This window comes from Vibrio sp. 10N.261.45.E2, from assembly GCF_002875705.1.
In the GTDB taxonomy this organism is placed as follows: Bacteria; Pseudomonadota; Gammaproteobacteria; order Enterobacterales; family Vibrionaceae; genus Vibrio.
Window position 1 is genome coordinate 26,612 of sequence record NZ_MCZZ01000008.1, and the last position, 16,653, is coordinate 43,264.

The 16,653-nt window shown below is 45.0% G+C and carries 14 protein-coding genes and 1 pseudogene; 7 read left to right on the top strand and 8 right to left on the bottom strand.

The features are described from left to right. Nucleotides 1–97 precede the first annotated feature (97 nt). From BCT34_RS00380 to BCT34_RS00410, 7 genes are all read right to left on the bottom strand, one after another. On the bottom strand, nt 98–1,099 hold the full coding sequence (locus BCT34_RS00380; RefSeq protein ID WP_076654795.1) for a substrate-binding domain-containing protein: 1,002 nt from the start codon (nt 1,097–1,099) through the stop codon (nt 98–100). A 95-nt stretch (nt 1,100–1,194) separates the two neighbouring features. After that, a complete protein-coding gene (rbsK, locus tag BCT34_RS00385; protein ID WP_076654794.1) occupies nt 1,195–2,157 on the bottom strand; it encodes a ribokinase in 963 nt (320 codons plus the stop codon). Nucleotides 2,158–2,356: 199 nt separating this feature from the next. Next, complete coding sequence (gene rbsB / locus BCT34_RS00390; RefSeq protein WP_076654793.1) at nt 2,357–3,235, bottom strand: ribose ABC transporter substrate-binding protein RbsB; 879 nt, start codon at nt 3,233–3,235, stop codon at nt 2,357–2,359. A 159-nt stretch (nt 3,236–3,394) separates the two neighbouring features. Then, complete coding sequence (gene rbsC / locus BCT34_RS00395; protein WP_076654792.1) at nt 3,395–4,387, bottom strand: ribose ABC transporter permease; 993 nt, start codon at nt 4,385–4,387, stop codon at nt 3,395–3,397. Then, nucleotides 4,384–5,889, bottom strand: coding sequence for a ribose ABC transporter ATP-binding protein RbsA (rbsA, locus tag BCT34_RS00400; RefSeq protein ID WP_076654791.1), 1,506 nt, complete (start codon nt 5,887–5,889; stop codon nt 4,384–4,386). The genes rbsC and rbsA overlap by 4 nt, the downstream gene beginning before the upstream one ends. A gap of 100 nt (nt 5,890–5,989) precedes the next feature. Further along, nucleotides 5,990–6,409 (bottom strand): D-ribose pyranase, encoded by a 420-nt coding sequence (gene rbsD, locus BCT34_RS00405; RefSeq protein WP_076654806.1) that lies wholly within the window; start codon nt 6,407–6,409, stop codon nt 5,990–5,992. A 199-nt stretch (nt 6,410–6,608) separates the two neighbouring features. Then, nucleotides 6,609–6,923: a helix-turn-helix domain-containing protein gene (locus BCT34_RS00410; RefSeq protein WP_076654790.1), complete on the bottom strand. Its 315-nt coding sequence runs from the start codon at nt 6,921–6,923 to the stop codon at nt 6,609–6,611. 404 nt (nt 6,924–7,327) lie between these two features. Here BCT34_RS00410 and BCT34_RS00415 point away from each other — a divergent pair, with 404 nt between their 5' ends. Further along, nucleotides 7,328–7,948 (top strand): porin family protein, encoded by a 621-nt coding sequence (locus BCT34_RS00415; protein WP_076654789.1) that lies wholly within the window; start codon nt 7,328–7,330, stop codon nt 7,946–7,948. A gap of 150 nt (nt 7,949–8,098) precedes the next feature. On the opposite strand, the gene BCT34_RS00420 is transcribed toward BCT34_RS00415, so the two are convergent. Then, nucleotides 8,099–9,142 carry an endonuclease/exonuclease/phosphatase family protein gene (locus BCT34_RS00420; RefSeq protein WP_076654788.1) on the bottom strand — a complete coding sequence of 348 codons (1,044 nt, stop codon included), beginning with the start codon at nt 9,140–9,142 and terminating at the stop codon, nt 8,099–8,101. Between the two features lie 374 nt (nt 9,143–9,516). On the opposite strand from BCT34_RS00420, the gene BCT34_RS00425 reads away from it, so the two are divergent. From BCT34_RS00425 to BCT34_RS00450, 6 genes and pseudogenes are all read left to right on the top strand, one after another. Further along, nucleotides 9,517–11,412 carry an extracellular solute-binding protein gene (locus BCT34_RS00425; protein ID WP_076654787.1) on the top strand — a complete coding sequence of 632 codons (1,896 nt, stop codon included), beginning with the start codon at nt 9,517–9,519 and terminating at the stop codon, nt 11,410–11,412. 12 nt (nt 11,413–11,424) lie between these two features. Beyond that, nucleotides 11,425–12,513, top strand: a complete 1,089-nt coding sequence (locus tag BCT34_RS00430) for a microcin C ABC transporter permease YejB (protein ID WP_076654786.1) — start codon at nt 11,425–11,427, stop codon at nt 12,511–12,513. A gap of 30 nt (nt 12,514–12,543) precedes the next feature. Continuing rightward, complete coding sequence (locus BCT34_RS00435) at nt 12,544–13,566, top strand: ABC transporter permease (RefSeq protein ID WP_076654785.1); 1,023 nt, start codon at nt 12,544–12,546, stop codon at nt 13,564–13,566. Between the two features lie 9 nt (nt 13,567–13,575). Then, a complete protein-coding gene (gene yejF, locus BCT34_RS00440) occupies nt 13,576–15,198 on the top strand; it encodes a microcin C ABC transporter ATP-binding protein YejF (RefSeq protein WP_076654784.1) in 1,623 nt (540 codons plus the stop codon). Nucleotides 15,199–15,315: 117 nt separating this feature from the next. After that, entirely contained in the window at nt 15,316–15,852 is a 537-nt protein-coding gene (locus BCT34_RS00445; protein ID WP_076654783.1) for an RNA-binding S4 domain-containing protein, read from the top strand. Between the two features lie 203 nt (nt 15,853–16,055). Continuing rightward, nucleotides 16,056–16,653, top strand: a pseudogene (locus BCT34_RS00450) (IS4-like element ISVbsp1 family transposase); the annotation flags it as partial.

Here is a 16,653-nt window from a genome sequence, read left to right on the forward strand (position 1 = left end):
CAAAAAAAGCTAGCTCGATAGCTAGCCTTCAATTTTGCCTTTGGCGTGTTAGCACAATGAATTTGGACTTCTTGCCATGCTCAATCAGCTTTACTCGCTAAATCGCTTTTACGCTGCTTCGTTCTACAAGAGTCGGCTCAAGCTCAACGACTTGCGGATAAGCGTCTGGAGTTTGTAATCTGCTTAAAAGCGTATCCACGGCCGCTTTACCCAAACGGTGTTTTGGCTGGTGGACGGTGCTGAGCGCAGGTGTCATGTATTTAGATAAGTGGATGTCATCGTAGCCAATGATCGACAGGTCATTCGGGATAGATGTGCCATCTTGAGCAGCCGCGTGAATCACGCCCATTGCCATCATGTCATTGCTTACAAATATCGCCGATGGCATTTCGCCACGCGCTTTTAATGTTTGGTAAGAATCAAAGCCGCCATCACATTCAAAGTTGGACTCAACAATCCAGTCAGGGTTGATCTCTAATCCCACTTCTTCCATTGCTTGCTTAAAACCTTGATAACGAGACGAGGCTTGGTTGCGATGCAGTGGACCCGTGATACAACCAATTTTAGAATGACCGTTATCAATCAAGTGCTTGGTCGCCATGTAGCCACCTTGGTGCGAGTTATCTTGAATCTTGTCGCTGGCAAACAGCATTGGGCCCCAGTCCATGACCACAACAGGCAGTTCTGGATAGCGTTCAAACACATCGATATGTTCACCTTCAAGGGTCGAGCACATCAACATCAAGCCATCGACACGCTTTTGCAGCAAAGTGTCGATGGACGATTTCATACGCTCGCTGTCACCTTCGGTGTTGCACAGGATAAGGTTGTAGCCTTTTTCGTAGCAACGACGTTCAACCCCTTTCACTACTTCACCAAAGAATGGGTTGGTCGAGGTAGTAACCAACATGCCCAAGGTTTTGGTTTGCTTCATTTTCAAACTGCGAGCCAATGCCGAGGGTGCATAATTGAGTTCTTTAGCCGCATTGTTGACACGCTCAGCAATCTCTTCACTGACAAAACGTGACTTGTTAATCACATGGCTCACGGTAGAAGTCGAAACCTTTGCGAGCCGAGCGATGTCTTTCATTGTTGCCATAAAAAATCCTTGTGGGAGTAACTTGCCACGTTGCGCGATATTCTGCCTGAAAACAGGGGCTTATGCTTACTTATTTATAGTTTGAGAGCTAATGACTAAGCCGATAAACGTTCTGCTAAAAACGCGTCTGTTTCTGCTCGGCTTGGAATAGACGTTTGAGCGCCAAAGCGAGTCACAGAAATTGCTGCCGCAGCGTGAGCAAACTTAATTGCGCGCTCAAGTGGCATATCTTCAAGTAAGCCTGTTACCAATGCACCGTTGAAGGTATCACCCGCAGCGGTTGTGTCCGTTGCTTCAACGCGGAAGCCTGCGATTAGCTCGCCTTCACCAGCTTCATTGCCTTGACCACCTTTTTTACCTTGACCGCCATGACTTACCCAAACACCTTTAGCGCCAAGTGTGATCATCACAGTCTCGATGCCTTTTGCATGCAAAGCCAAAGACGCTTGGTGAGCCGATTCATTGTCTGTCACGGTAATGCCCGTCAGTACCTCAGCTTCAGTTTCGTTTGGTGTAATCACATCAACACAAGCAAGCAGTGAATCTGATAAAGGGCGAGCAGGGGCAGGGTTCAGAATAACTTGAGTGCCACTTTCTTTCGCTATTTTTGCAGCGTATTCAATACCTTCAATTGGGGTTTCAAGTTGAGTAAGAAGATACTTAGCCGCGCGGATTTTTTCTAGGTGCGGTTCGATTTGTTCACAAGTCAGTTTGTTGTTTGCTTCTGCAGAAAGGCAAATACTGTTTTCGCCTGTTGCGGATACTTGGATCATCGCAATGCCAGTCGGGGTGTTGTCTGCAACGATAACACCGTCGATGTTGATGCCATCTTTAGCGAAGTCTTGACGAATGTTGATGCCGAATGGGTCGTCGCCTACGCAGGCGATAAAGCCAATGTCTGCGTTTAATCGCGCAGCTGCAACCGCTTGGTTTGCGCCTTTTCCACCAGGGATGACCTGATAGTTACCGCCAATCAAGGTTTCACCCGGACGAGGGAACGAAGGAACTTGCAGTACGTGGTCAGCGTTTACGCTACCTAAAACAATCAGTTGAGTCATGATACGAGCCTTATGATATATCGTATTTGAAAATGCATGGGTCTTTCTCATGGTGTTAAGTGCGCTCTCGTTTGTGAGCGGCATGAGAAACAGCGATGCACTGTCGGGTTTTGCTTTTTGTTTTGAGTCAGTGAGCTAATGAGTTAAGCAAAGCAGGGGATAGGGGACCCCTGCTTTATATCGCGTTATCTAGTCACTATTATTTAGCGATGATTTTTAGAGGTACTGGTACGTACTCGTCTACTGTTTCGCCTTTCAGTACTTTGTCTGCCATTTCGATACCTAGAGAACCGATTAGGTCAGGCTGTTGTGCAACCGTTGCGCCAAGTAGGCCACGGTTAACAGCTGCGATGCCGTCGTCTGTACCATCAAAGCCAACGATCATCACTTCTTTACCTGAAGCTTGAACTGCGCGAAGTGCACCAAGTGCCATCTCATCGTTTTGAGCGAATACAGCTTGAACATCTGGGTTAGCTGCAAGCAAGTTTTCCATTACGTTCAGACCTTTAGTACGGTCGAAATCAGCGGGTTGGCTTGCAAGAAGCTCTAGGTTGCTGCCGTTTACTGCGTTCATGAAGCCTTCACCACGTTCACGAGCTGCAGACGTACCAGCAATACCTTCAAGTTGGATTACTTTTGCTTTTTCGCCCACTTTTTCCATGATGAAGTGACCTGCCATTTCACCACCGATTACGTTATCAGAAGCGATGTGGCTCACTACGTCACCACGGCTTGCGCCACGGTCTAGTGTTAGTACTGGGATGTTTGAACGGTTAGCCATGCGAATTGCGTTAGACACAGCATCTGAATCTGTTGGGTTGATCAGGATTGCCTTAACACCACGAATGGTTAGATCTTCAATGTTCGAAAGCTCTTTGCTTGGGTCGTTTTGAGAATCAAGAACGATAAGCTTATAGCCTAGCTCTTCAGCTTTCGCTTCTGCACCATCTTTCATGGTTACAAAGAATGGGTTGTTCAATGTAGACAGAACGATTGCCATTGTATCTTGCGCCTGTGCAGACACGGATACGGTTGTAGAAAGAAGAGCAGCAGAAATAAGAGTCGCTATTTTTTTCATGGTGTAAGTCCTTTGTGTAGGGTGAGCTAGGAGGTGAGTCCTAGCTCGTTGTTACATTATTTATAGATTTAATGTTTATAGGTTTATTACTGATAGATCTTTTATAACGATGCTTTTTTGTAGAAAAAGCAGGGTGTTGCATTGACTCAAACTAGAGCCTTATTTGTTTTTGTTGTCGACCAATACCGCCAGAAGAATAACCACTGCTTTTGCAATCATCTGGTAGTAAGAAGATACGTCTAGTAGGTTTAGGGCGTTGTTTAGGAAGCCGATAATCAGTGCACCAATCAAAGTGCCCATGATGCGACCACGACCGCCAGCTAAGCTTGTGCCACCTAATACCACGGCTGCGATAGCGTCTAGCTCATAACCCATACCTGCGGTTGGTTGAGCAGATGACAAACGAGATGCCACGATGATGCCTGCCACTGCTGCTAGCAGACCACAGATTGCGTAAACGCCGATTTTCACTTTGTCTACGTCGATGCCTGATAGGCGAGTTGCTGATTCGTTGCCACCAAGCGCGTAAACGTAACGGCCAAAGCGTGTGTGGTTAAGTAGGTACCATACTGCTGCGAATACCACGACCATGATCCAGACTGGAACAGGGATGCCCATTGCATAGCCTGTACCGAACCAAGCGAATGCGTCTGCTGTGTCAGTGAAGCCTGTTGAGATAGGGCGACCGTCGGTGTAAACCATGGTCACGCCGCGTAGTAGAGTCATGGTAACAAGCGTTGCGATGAAGGCTTGAACCTTACCCTTGGCGATAATCACACCACTGATAGCACCTAATGCTGCACCAGCCACTAGAGCCGTTGGCACTGCGATCATCACTGGGATTTCCATACCAATCATGCTGGCTGCGAATGCGCCACAAAGCGCAAGAACAGAACCAACACTCAGGTCGATACCTGCGGTTAAGATAACCAGCGTCATACCCACAGCGATGATTGCGTTAACCGAGGTTTGGCGCAGAATGTTTAAGATGTTGTCGACAGTAAAGAAGTTCGGGTTTAAGAAAGAAACGACAACAATCAGGAAGATCAAAGCAATCAATGACTTTTGATCAATCAGCCACTCTTTGCTGATTAACGGTTTTTTCGTTGGTGCTTCAGTTTCGTTTGTTTTGCTCATGGTTTTGGTACTCATGCTGCGTCCTCGTTGATCTTTTTACCGACCGCACACGCCAGTAATAATTCTTGGTTTGCTTCTTTAGCATCAAATTCACCGCTTACACGGCCTTCATGCATCACCATGATGCGGTCACTCATTCCTAACACTTCTGGCATTTCTGATGAGACTAAAATGATGCTCATGCCGTCCGCTTTAAACTTATTAATGAGTTGGTAAATCTCTTTCTTCGCACCGACATCGACACCACGCGTTGGTTCGTCGAGAATCAGTACTTTTGGTTTGGTCATCAAGCCTTTAGCGATAGCCACTTTTTGTTGGTTACCACCAGAAAGGTTGCCAATAATCTGTTCGCGAGTCGGGGTCTTGATGTTGAACAGCTTGATGAAGTCATCTACCGCAATTACTTCGTCTTTATGTTGGATTTGACCGCTTTTGGTCAGCAGATCCAGTGAACAAAGAGACATGTTCTCTTTCACTGAAAGCCCAAGCACTAAGCCGTCACCTTTACGGTCTTCAGAGATGTAAGCAATACCATTGGCCAAGCCATCTTTCGGGCTTATTGGGTTGATGGTTTTGTTCTCTAAGTTGATGACACCGCGCTCACTTGGAAGGGCACCGTAAATCACTTTCATTAGTTCAGTACGCCCTGCGCCCATTAGGCCAGATACACCTAAGATTTCGCCACGCTTTAGCGTAAAGCTCACATCGTGAACACCAGCCCCTGTCAGGCCGATGACTTCAAGACAGGTTTCACCGTGACTTTGGGCGATACGTGGATATTGTTCGTCCAATTTTCGGCCAACCATCATTTCGATTAAGCCATCTTCGTCTGTGTCTTTTACTTCGCATTGACCAATGAACTTGCCGTCACGAAGCACAGTGATGTCGTCACAAATCTCGAAGATCTCTTTCAAACGGTGAGAAATGTAAACAATGCCGCAGCCTTCATCACGTAGCTCGTTAATCACCTTAAACAGAGATTCGGTTTCAGTATCGGTTAGGGCATCGGTCGGTTCATCCATGATGATGACCTTAGATTCAAACGATAGGGCTTTCGCGATCTCTACCATTTGTTGCTCACCAAGACTTAGCTGACCTAAAGGTGTTTTTGAGCTGTGTTTTACATTAAGACGTTTAAGTAACTTGTCTGCTTCTTGGTACATCTCGTTCCACAAGATGCGACCCATGGTGCCGGTGATTTCACGACCTAAGAAGATGTTCTCGGCGATGGTTAACTCAGGGATTAGGTTCAATTCTTGGTGAATGATACTAATGCCTGCTTGTTGAGAATCACGCGGCCCTTTAAATGCAGCAGGCTTTCCTTGGTAGGCGATAGTACCGCCATCTAAGTGATAGATACCCGTAAGCACTTTCATCAGCGTTGATTTGCCTGCACCGTTTTCGCCCATTAACGCCATTACGCGTCCTGGGTAAACGTTGAGGCTTGCCTTATCCAGTGCTTTCACACCAGGGAAGGCCTTCTCAATTGAGCTAAGTTCTAAAATGGCTTGAGTCATGTCGGTTCCTTTACTCGGGGCCAGTTGTATTTGGTTGTTCTGTCTATGTATTGTTTTTGGTTCAGTGATGACACTGAGCTGTCGTTGCGTTTTGTTTGAGCTAAAAGGTTACGCCAGCTTGGAAAATGACATTTGCATATGGCGTGCATTCACCAGTGCGAATAACCGCACGGCTATCATGAGTGCGCTGTTTGAACTCTTCATGAGTGATGTAAGTAATCGAAAGCGATTTGCCACAACGTGCTTCCTCGGTTTTGATTAAATCGATCAGCGCAGCGTGGTGTTCTGGGCTTACTTTCGCAAACTCTTCTGCAATCACAACGCCTTCAATTTGAGATTCATCCAGCATGGTTTTTACGGTTTGCTGAAAGCTTGGTACACCGTGAGTCAAAGCAAGATCAATACGAGTTACTTGATCCGGAATCGGCAAACCTGCGTCACAAATCGTGATTTCATCTGTGTGGCCAAGAGTCGCCACTAGGTAAGAGAGTTCAGAGTTGATTAGAGTACTTTTTTTCATATCACGACCTATCGAAAAATAACGCTTGATGGGTTGAGAACAGCTCAAGAAAAGCCATCGAAACGTTTCGATAGTGATAATAGTGTCTGATTTATCATTTGCACTATTCACTTTCTTAGAGTGTGATAATGATCATCGAAACGTTTCGATGGGGTGTTTTTTGGTGATCTCAGTCACCGCTATTGATTGCATAAATCTTTTACATGGCTTCAATTGATAGCACATAGCCGAACTTGCTGATGGTGATTATCTGAATGTTTGGTGCTCTCAATCGTGCGAAAACATTGCGCAGGTTATAGATGACGTTTGCAAGGGCATGAGGTGACGACAGTTCTCCATTCCAACACACATCAACAATATGCTCTCTTGAAATCGGCCTTCCCACATTTTCCAACAACAAACAGAGCACTGCCAATAGGTGAGGGCGTAAGATGATTCTGTTTCCTTGTTGATTGGAAATCGTTCGAGAGTCGATATCAATGATTAAGCCGTTGAGATTTATGATTTGGGTCATCGTGTTGTTGTTCGTCTTATGTTGAATGGTGGAGGTTGATCGGGGTGTTCGTTAGGTGTGCTAATAATTCAAAGCGCGCGGATTATGCGAAATAACACCACTCGTGAAAGTAAGCGTTCGTAAGCTCGCGAGAAAAAATCTAAAAATGGGATGGTTTGAAAGTTAAAAGGGAGTTTTTCTTTAGAGGTGGCGGGGTTTTATTTCTTTCTTATTCAGCATGTTATTAAGTTTTTACTGTTTGTGTTGGCTGAAGTTACAAAGTGATTATGTTTTTATTTATTTTTTTGTTTTCTGTGAGATTAACCTGCTTGCCAATTCGACGGGGTGTCGGATAACTCTAACAAGATTGTGCAGCACAGGAAGGCGAAACAATCTTGATTTGCAATAAGTAAGGTCAAGCAGTAATGAACAACAAATTTATTCTAAGCATTGCGCTTATGTCAGCATTTGCAGCAAACAATGTAATGGCAGCGGATAGTGGTTTCTACCTAGGCGGCGCAATCGGTACGTCTGGTGTTGATGATGGCGGCATTTTTAATTCTGTAAATGTACCCGTTAGCTTTGAAGCAGAAGACAACACATATCGCTTGATTGCAGGTTATAAATTTGATCGCATCATTGCGATTGAAGCGCAGTACACGGACTTTGGTGATGTTGTTGCTAAAGTTCCAGGTAGTAATGATGGTTTCGCTTGGACACCTCAAATCTTTTCGGTAACGGCTAACCTTGGTTACACGTTTAATAATGGCGTTCGTCCATTTGGTACGATCGGTTTATCTTCAGTTGACTTAGACATGAAGCTTGCTGATGGTTCTCGTCCTTCTGGTTCGGACTTTGATGATACGGGTACTGGCGTGCGTTACGGTGTTGGTGTCGAATATACGTCACCTACAATGCCTTCACTGAGCTTTCGTCTAGCATACGAAGCTGATGCTTTTGACATTGAAGATTACGAGTACGGACATAAGACAGAAAATACTGTTGTTCTGGACTCTTTCTACCTAGGCGCAACTTACAACTTCTAAGTTTCACACTTTGTTAAACGGTAAATCGGTTTCTAAATGGGACGTCGGTTGGCTCAATCCGTTTGGCTAAAGTGGAAAGCCGCAGTTATTGACTGCGGCTTTTTTAATACTTATCTTTTGTGAATCACGATTGAGGATGTTATCGAATCGCTAAGCCTCACGAATATGAGCGGTAACAGAGACGACCGCATGATCAGTACTGAACTGGTCGTGTTCAAAGCTTGGATTGATCAGGTGATGGTCTAACACCGTGTAACTAGAGATCTCCATTAAGCTTGATGAGTTCTGACAGTCAAATTCGTTCGACATCAAGATGTAATCCAGTACAGAACCAGAGGCGCCGTAGTAGTGAGTTGGTATGCGCTGTTCAAGCAAGTCTTCTTCATGTAACTGATGGTAGAGAACCCAACTGTCTCTTAATCGGAAATGCGATAACCAATGTCTGCTCGCTTCATCTCGGTTCAACGAATAGCTCAACAGCCCTTTGAACTCATCGTTGAATAGGGGCTTGTTAAAATCGCCCATCAACACAACAGGTTGGTCTGTTTGGTAGCGTTGATTGGTGATGTATTGATGCAGCATTTGAGCTTCGAGACCGCGTTGGACACTCGATAACCAAGAACCAAGTTGTTCCTGATGAAGCTTAACCAATGTGTCGCTTTGCGGTTTATTATCTGTTGAGTTGCCACTGGATTCTTGCGGTTCAGCTTTGGGTTCTGTCGGACGTTGCGATTTGAAGTGCACTACATAACAATCGGTTGAACCTAAATGGGGTAACGTAATCGTTGCGTGGACAGGCGTTCGGTTGAATGAGAATTTGTCGCCAAGGTTGAAGGCTGCCAGTAATTTTGAATCCGGTGTCACAGGCTGCACATTTTCAATCGGGTAACGGGAAGCAATACCAACGACAGGTGAGGTGTATAGGTAATCATCTTCAACGTGTGCGCTATCGACTACTGCAAAGTAAGGGTAGCCAAGCTCATTCATCAGTTGTTCTAAAGAGTGCGGGCTAAATATCTCTTGAAAGCCAATCACATCACAGTCAGATGAGCGGATCGCTTCGACTATCCAGCCTTGTTTCTTTTGCCACTCCTCGAAGCTATAGATGTTCTCAAAATCATAATAAGCATTCGGTGGTTCGAGGTAGTTCAAAAGGTTGAACGTTGAGAATGTTATTTGGTTTGGTTTGTTCAAAGTGTCATTCCATTTAGACCTAGGCAGCAAGGATACTCCAGTAAAGTATAGTTTGTTGATTATTTAGAGGTTAAATTTCACTTTCGAAGCGAATGCCAGTTTTCGGGAGTTGATGTCATCCGAGTGAACGAGATTACAGTGTTCCAGTCTTACCCGACATATTGCCAATGCAAAGACCACCAAAGCTAACTGTATCGAATTACTTCGAGTTGAACCGAGTAATTTGTAAATAAACCGTCAGAGATGAAGTGCTGATGGTTTTATTAGTTATTACATGATGTTAGATTTGAACCTATACTTGATTTAACGGCATGCATTCAAAGCCGATTAATCAACTTGAATATAGAATTCACGACATTTGAAGGGAGAGTCAAATGGGAACAGTTTTTCGACGCAAAGCCTCGCAACGCACTCAGTTTTTCAGGTTTAATTTGAAGTCATGTGCAGTCATGTTGCCGCTAATTGCTTTACACCCCTCCGTTACTCACGCTTCTGATACCGAATCAAACCCTGCTGTCACTGTTATTGAAACCACACAATTGGTTGGTTTTGGTGAAGCAAAATATCCAGCCGATTTTACTCACTTCGATTACGTTAATCCTGATGCGCCAAAGCAGGGCAAAGTGACCTATGGCAGCATAGGTACCTACGATAGCTTTAATCGATTCGGTTCCCGCGGCGTTGCTGCAAGTTATACCGGAGAGATTTACGATACCTTGATGTTTTCTCCGAGCGATGAGATTGATGCCTATTATCCATTGATCGCTTCAAAGGTTCGCTATGCCAGTGATTTCACCTGGATGGAAATCGATATCAATCCAAAAGCCAAATTCAATGATGGCGAACCTATTACGGCTCATGATGTGGCATTCACCTTTAATAAATTTTCAACCGAGGGTGTGCCTCAATACCGTGTGTATTACAAAGAAATTAAGTCAGTCACCGCGGTGTCTGATTTAGTAGTTCGTATTGAGATGGAGAAGCCAAACCGCGAGAAGTTGTTCAGCTTTGCTCAGAGCACTCGTGTATTGCCAGAACATTATTGGAAAGATAAGAAGCTGTCTGAACCTCTAAGTGAGCCGCCGGTAGGTAGTGGCCCTTATAAGATCATCAGCTATAAATCGGGTCAAAGCGTGACTTACGGTTTAGATGAAAATTACTGGGCAGCCGATCTGCCTGTTAACGTCGGTCGTAATAACTTCAAGGAAGTGCAATACGATTACTACCGTGACGACACCGTAATGCTAGAAGCCTTTAAAGCAGGGGAGTTCGATCTTCGAACGGAAAACTCGGCTAAGTTTTGGGCCAACTATTATACAGGCGCAAACTTCGACAAAGGTTACATCATCAAAGAAGAGATCAACCATGAGAAGCCAGAAACGACTCAAGGTTTTGTCTTCAACATTCAATCTACTGTGTTCTCAGATCCTAAAGTGCGTGAAGCGTTAACCTACGCGATGGACTTTGAGTGGATGAATAAGAACATGTTTTATGGACAGTACAAGCGTACTCGTAGTTATTTCCAAAACACCGATTATGAAGCGAAAGGCTTGCCAAGCGAAGCTGAAGTTGAACTGCTGTCTCAGTACAAAGACCAAATCCCACCGCGAGTGTTCACCGAAGAATTCCAACCACCTGTAACCGATGGTAGCGGCCGTATTCGTAGCCAAATGCGCACAGCTTTCAAATTGCTTAAAGAAGCGGGTTGGGTGCTGAAAGACAAAGTGATGACCAACGAAAAGACTGGCAAGCCGCTGTCATTTGAGTTGTTGATTTACAGCCCAACCACGGAGCGTATTGCAACACCGGTTCAAAAGAACCTTAAGCGTATGGGCATTGAGATGAAGATCCGTACCATCGATACGACTCAGTACATCAAGCGCTTGCGTGACCGAGATTTCGACATGGTCTCTTCGTCATTTTCTGCAAACCCTTATCCTAGCCCGAACTTAATGATTGTTTGGAACTCTAACTACATTGATTCTACTTACAATACTGCAGGTGTGATGGATCCAGTAGTTGACGCGTTAACAGAAGAAATTGCGCGTAACCAACAGGACCCTGAAAAGCTGCTTACGTTAGGTCGCTCTCTTGACCGAGTATTGCAGTGGAATTTCTACAACATCCCTCAATGGCACGTTGGCGAATACCGCGTAGCGATGTGGGACAAGTTTGAGCGTCCAAATGTATTACCTAAATACGATTTAGGTATCGATACATGGTGGATTTCAGAAGAGAAGGCGGCTTTGCTTCCTGAAAAACGTCGCTAGGAGTTAGTTAGCATGGCCGCGTATATATTTCGGCGTTTACTGTTGGTGATCCCCACGTTGTGGGCGATAATCACCATCAACTTTTTTATTATTCAGATCGCCCCTGGTGGCCCAGTAGAACAAGCCGTTGCCCAATTAGAAGGGCACAACTCTGGCATCATGGAACGCTTTTCTGGTGGTGGACAAGAATTTGATTTAAGCGAAAGTGATCAAGCATCTGCCAGTGGCTATAAAGGCTCGCGCGGGCTTGATCCGGAAGTGGTTGAAGAGATCAAAAAGCAGTTTGGTTTCGATAAGCCGATTCACGTTCGCTATTTTGATATGTTGAAAAATTACGCGACCTTTAATTTTGGTGAAAGCCTGTTTAAGGGTGGTAACGTGATTGATTTAATCATTGAGCGTTTACCTGTCTCTATCTCCTTGGGGTTGTGGAGTACCTTAATCATCTACGTGATTTCGATTCCCTTAGGCATTATGAAGGCGATACATCACGGCTCTCGTTTTGATATTTGGTCGAGCGCGGTGGTGATCGTCGGCTACGCAGTGCCTGGCTTCCTGTTTGCGATCATCCTGATTATTTTGTTCGCAAGTGGTAACTATTTCAGTTGGTTCCCATTACGTGGCTTGGTATCGAGTAACTTCGACCAGCTCAACTGGTATCAGCAAACTGGCGACTACTTCTGGCACCTAGCATTGCCTATTTTTGCTATGGTCATCGGCGGCTTTGCTACTCTCAGCATGCTGACTAAAAACTCCTTCCTTGATGAAATCAACAAGCAATACGTGGTGACCGCGCGAGCGAAAGGTTTGGATGAGAGCAGCATTCTCTACAAGCACGTTTTCCGTAATGCCATGTTGATAATTATTGCTGGTTTCCCAAGCGCATTTATTAGTATTTTCTTCACGGGTTCTATGTTGATCGAAGTGATGTTTTCACTCGAAGGTATTGGCTTGCTTGGCTTTGAGTCCACGATTCAGCGTGATTACCCAGTGGTGTTCAGCTCTCTCTATATCATGACCTTGCTTGGCTTGGTGCTGAGCATTATCTCCGACCTAACTTATACCTGGGTTGATCCTCGAATTGATTTTGAAGCGCGTTAATGGCGAACGAATAAAAGGTATTGATAGAAGATGTTTAACAACCCTTTAGCAGAAGCTCGTTGGTTACGTTTTAAAGCAAACAAGCGTGGTTTTATTTCCCTTTGGATATTTACCATCTTGTTTGGATTGAGCCTGTTCGCGGAAATCATTGCCAACGATAAGCCACTCTTGGTTTCTTATGATAATCAGTGGTTTGTGCCTGTTATCAACGAGTACGCTGAGACGGAATTTGGTGGTGAGTTTGAAACCGAAGCCGACTATAAAGATCCATATGTCATCGAACTTATTGAAGACAACGGCTACATCGTTTGGCCAATCATTCCGTTTAGTTACGACACCATTAACTTCGATATTTCAGGAGCTGTGCCATCTGAACCTGATTCCGTGAACTGGTTAGGAACCGATGATAAAGGGCGAGATGTATTGGCTCGTATCATTTATGGGTTCCGTATCTCAGTTCTGTTTGGTTTTATTCTGACGATTGTGTCGAGCGTGATAGGCGTGGTGGTTGGGGCAACGCAAGGTTACTACGGTGGTTGGGTGGATCTGTTTGGACAACGCTTCATTGAAGTCTGGTCTGGAATGCCGACCCTATTCTTGTTGATCATTCTGTCGAGTTTTATTGAGCCGAATTTCTGGTGGTTGCTGGGGATTATGGTGTTGTTTAGTTGGATGAGCTTAGTCGGTATCGTGCGAGCCGAGTTCTTACGCTGTCGTAACTTCGATTATGTACGTGCCGCGCAAGCGATGGGTGTTGATGACAAACGCATTATGCTTCGTCACATGTTACCCAATGCGATGGTTGCATCGTTAACCATGATGCCGTTTATCCTTTCAGGCTCAGTGACCACGTTAACTTCATTAGATTTCCTGGGCTTTGGTCTTCCTGCGGGGTCACCTTCATTAGGTGAGCTGTTAGCGCAAGGTAAAGCCAACTTGCAAGCACCTTGGCTTGGCATCTCTGCTTTCGTCGTGCTTTCACTGATGCTGACGTTACTCGTCTTCGTAGGTGAGGCGGTACGCAATGCCTTCGACCCACATCAACAGAAGTAAGGATAGGTTATGACTTCAAATACAGCTCCTGCTTCTCCAGTTTTAACCATCGACAAATTGTCGGTCGGTTTCGGGCGGAAAAACTCAATCGAACAAGTGACACAAGATGTCTCTTTGGAGATATACAAAGGTGAGACACTCGCGCTGGTGGGCGAGAGTGGTTCAGGCAAATCGGTTACGGCTAATTCGATTTTAAAGCTGTTACCAAAAGGTTCATCTCATTACTTAAACGGTAAGATCAATTTCTCTGGCACCGATATTCTGAATTGTTCTGAAAGACAGCTACGTGGGATTCGTGGTGGTCGTATCGGCATGATCTTCCAAGAGCCTATGGTGTCGCTTAATCCGCTTCATCGAGTCGGAAAACAGCTGGTTGAAACCCTAGCGATTCACCGTGGTATGCGAACCAATAAAGCTCAAGCTTTGGCTATTGAATGGCTTTCTAAGGTTGGTATTCGTTATCCAGAACAAAAGATATCGGCTTACCCACATGAGTTGTCTGGCGGTGAACGTCAACGCGTGATGATTGCAATGGCACTCATCAACGAACCTGAGCTACTCATTGCTGATGAGCCGACTACGGCGTTGGATGTATCGGTACAAGCGCAGATCCTTGATCTTCTCAAAGATTTACAGCAAGAACTCGGTATGGCGATGCTCTTCATTACCCATGACTTAAGTATCGTCCGTAAGATTGCCGACAGAGTCGCGGTAATGAAAGATGGTCGCTTAGTTGAAAGTAACGATTGCCAAACATTGTTCAACGCACCAACTCACCCTTACACGCAAAAGCTCATTAACTCTGATCCTAAAGGCTTACCTGTTCCTGTTTCTCCGCAAAGTGAACCTCTGCTCAATGTCGACCAGCTGCGTGTTTGGTTCCCGATTACGGGCGGTCTGTTCAAGCGAACCATTTCTCATGTTAAAGCCGTAACAGACATGGAGTTCAGCTTGAAGAAGGGACACTCAATCGGTTTGGTTGGGGAGAGTGGTTCTGGTAAATCGACCACTGGTATGGCGATACTTAAGCTGGTGGAGAGCGAAGGGTCAATTACCTACTCGAAGGAACAGCTTCAAGGTCTAGACCGAAAACAAATGCTCCCGTTCAGAAGCCGTATGCAAGTGGTCTTTCAAGACCCATTCTCGGCGTTGAACCCAAGAATGTCGGTCGCTCAAGTGATTGGTGAAGGCTTGCTCGTTCATCAACAACTTGGTGAAGCAGAGCTCGACCGGCGCATCTGTGATGTAATGAAAGAGGTCGACCTCGATCCTGAAACTCGTCACCGTTATCCAAATGAGTTTTCGGGCGGCCAAAGACAGCGCATTGCGATTGCGCGAGCTCTGATTCTCAAGCCGGAGTTTATTCTGTTAGACGAACCTACATCTTCGTTAGACAGAACCGTCCAAGCGCAAGTGCTGGATCTACTGAAGTCACTTCAAGAAAAATACGGTCTCACCTATTTGTTTATCAGCCATGATTTGAATGTCGTGAAATCGCTGTGTCATTACACTATCGTGATGAAAGCCGGAGAGGTGATTGAGAAGGGGGATACAGAGACTTTGTTTGGTAATCCGCAACATGAATATACTAAGCAACTTGTCAGTCTTTCGAATGTTGGTGGGGCTCTATAGCGCGGGGGAGATGATTAAAACAAATGACTTCTGGTTCAATTCAACATGGTCATTTGTTTGTTTTACGATTACACTGCGCCCAATATTCCAGAAGTACACATTTAGGTAGAGGTCACCATGGACCAAGAACATTACGAAGACGCTGATTACGAAGGCTACGAGCACGGTGAAGAAGGCGAAGAGATTGAAATCGAAGCCATTGGTATCGATGTATCGTCTCAGCCAATCGAGCTCTATAAAGTGTTTAAGATTGCTAACCTAGTTAGCGGTGGCGGCGAAGCTAAGCACATTATTTCGGAAGGCTACGTAGCGGTAAATGGTGAACTAGAAACGCGTAAGCGTCGCAAAATGTACGATGGTGACTTTTTCGAATTCAACCAAGAATACTATGTAGTGGTGTGTGATCAGCCAGTACAAGAAGAAACAGAAAAGCCAAAACAGAAAGAAGCGCCTAAGAAAGACAACAAGGCGAAGAAAGGTCAGTCTAAAAAGGACTCTAAGAAGAAAGAGTCTAAGAAAAGCAAAGCAGAAATGCTAAGCGCAAAGGCTGAACCAAAGAAAGAGAAAAAAGAGAAGAAACCGAAAAAGAAAGCGGATACGCCTAAGCCAACACGTGACGATAAAAGCGGCCGTAATTCGATTGAATTCTTCTAAATTATAGCTCTAGATTACTGCTCTAAACTACTGCGCTAAACTGTTGTTCTAATATTATTATTCTACAACGTTTAACCTCGGTTTTGCGTCAAGCAGATACCAAAAGGCTCACTGTGATAGTGTAATGCCGATCGTTTAAGAAGACTTGAACGATCTTGCAGTTAGCAGATAATCCCCATCAACAACGTTGATGGGGATTTTTTATGCTTGAACAAGAATTAGCAATGGCACACGAGACCATTGAAGATGCCGACAATTATGAATCTGTCGTCGACGCTATTCAGATTGAGTGGATAGAACAAGCTCTTCTTGAAACCAATAAAGCGAGCATAAGACGCCGCCGACTTCCCGCTCAGCAAGCTGTCTGGTTAGTTATTTGGATGGGGCTGCAACGCAACATGTCTATCAAAGAGGTATGCAGTTCATTAGACATTGCACTTCAGCCTAAACCTGAAAATAGCTGGTCTCGTGTTGCACCTAGTGTCCTAACTGATTCACGCCGACGTCTAGATGAGAGTCCATTAGCGGCTCTGTTTCACATAACGGTAAAGGCTTGGAACGGGGATATCCTTCAACAAGATAAAGACTTAGAGCTTAATGTTCTTGCTGTCGATGGGACAACATTTAGGTGTCAAGATTCCCCAGAGAACGCTGAAGAATTTGGGTTCATCTCTAAAAAATTGAAACCTTACCCTCAACTTCGTTTAGTCGCTTTGATGTCAACAGAAACTCGAATGATTATGGGGGCAGCTTTTGATGGCTGTCATGTCGGTGAAACGACCTTAGCTAAGCGTCTATTCA

Excerpts from the sequence above, each read along its gene's own strand:
- BCT34_RS00380 (WP_076654795.1), bottom strand. The coding sequence starts at position 1,099 with ATGGCAACAATGAAAGACATCGCTCGGCTCGCAAAGGTTTCGACTTCT.
- rbsK (WP_076654794.1), bottom strand. The coding sequence starts at position 2,157 with ATGACTCAACTGATTGTTTTAGGTAGCGTAAACGCTGACCACGTACTG.
- rbsB (WP_076654793.1), bottom strand. The coding sequence starts at position 3,235 with ATGAAAAAAATAGCGACTCTTATTTCTGCTGCTCTTCTTTCTACAACC.
- rbsC (WP_076654792.1), bottom strand. The coding sequence starts at position 4,387 with ATGAGTACCAAAACCATGAGCAAAACAAACGAAACTGAAGCACCAACG.
- rbsA (WP_076654791.1), bottom strand. The coding sequence starts at position 5,889 with ATGACTCAAGCCATTTTAGAACTTAGCTCAATTGAGAAGGCCTTCCCT.
- rbsD (WP_076654806.1), bottom strand. The coding sequence starts at position 6,409 with ATGAAAAAAAGTACTCTAATCAACTCTGAACTCTCTTACCTAGTGGCG.
- BCT34_RS00410 (WP_076654790.1), bottom strand. The coding sequence starts at position 6,923 with ATGACCCAAATCATAAATCTCAACGGCTTAATCATTGATATCGACTCT.
- BCT34_RS00415 (WP_076654789.1), top strand. The coding sequence starts at position 7,328 with ATGAACAACAAATTTATTCTAAGCATTGCGCTTATGTCAGCATTTGCA.
- BCT34_RS00425 (WP_076654787.1), top strand. The coding sequence starts at position 9,517 with ATGGGAACAGTTTTTCGACGCAAAGCCTCGCAACGCACTCAGTTTTTC.
- BCT34_RS00430 (WP_076654786.1), top strand. The coding sequence starts at position 11,425 with ATGGCCGCGTATATATTTCGGCGTTTACTGTTGGTGATCCCCACGTTG.
- BCT34_RS00435 (WP_076654785.1), top strand. The coding sequence starts at position 12,544 with ATGTTTAACAACCCTTTAGCAGAAGCTCGTTGGTTACGTTTTAAAGCA.
- yejF (WP_076654784.1), top strand. The coding sequence starts at position 13,576 with ATGACTTCAAATACAGCTCCTGCTTCTCCAGTTTTAACCATCGACAAA.
- BCT34_RS00445 (WP_076654783.1), top strand. The coding sequence starts at position 15,316 with ATGGACCAAGAACATTACGAAGACGCTGATTACGAAGGCTACGAGCAC.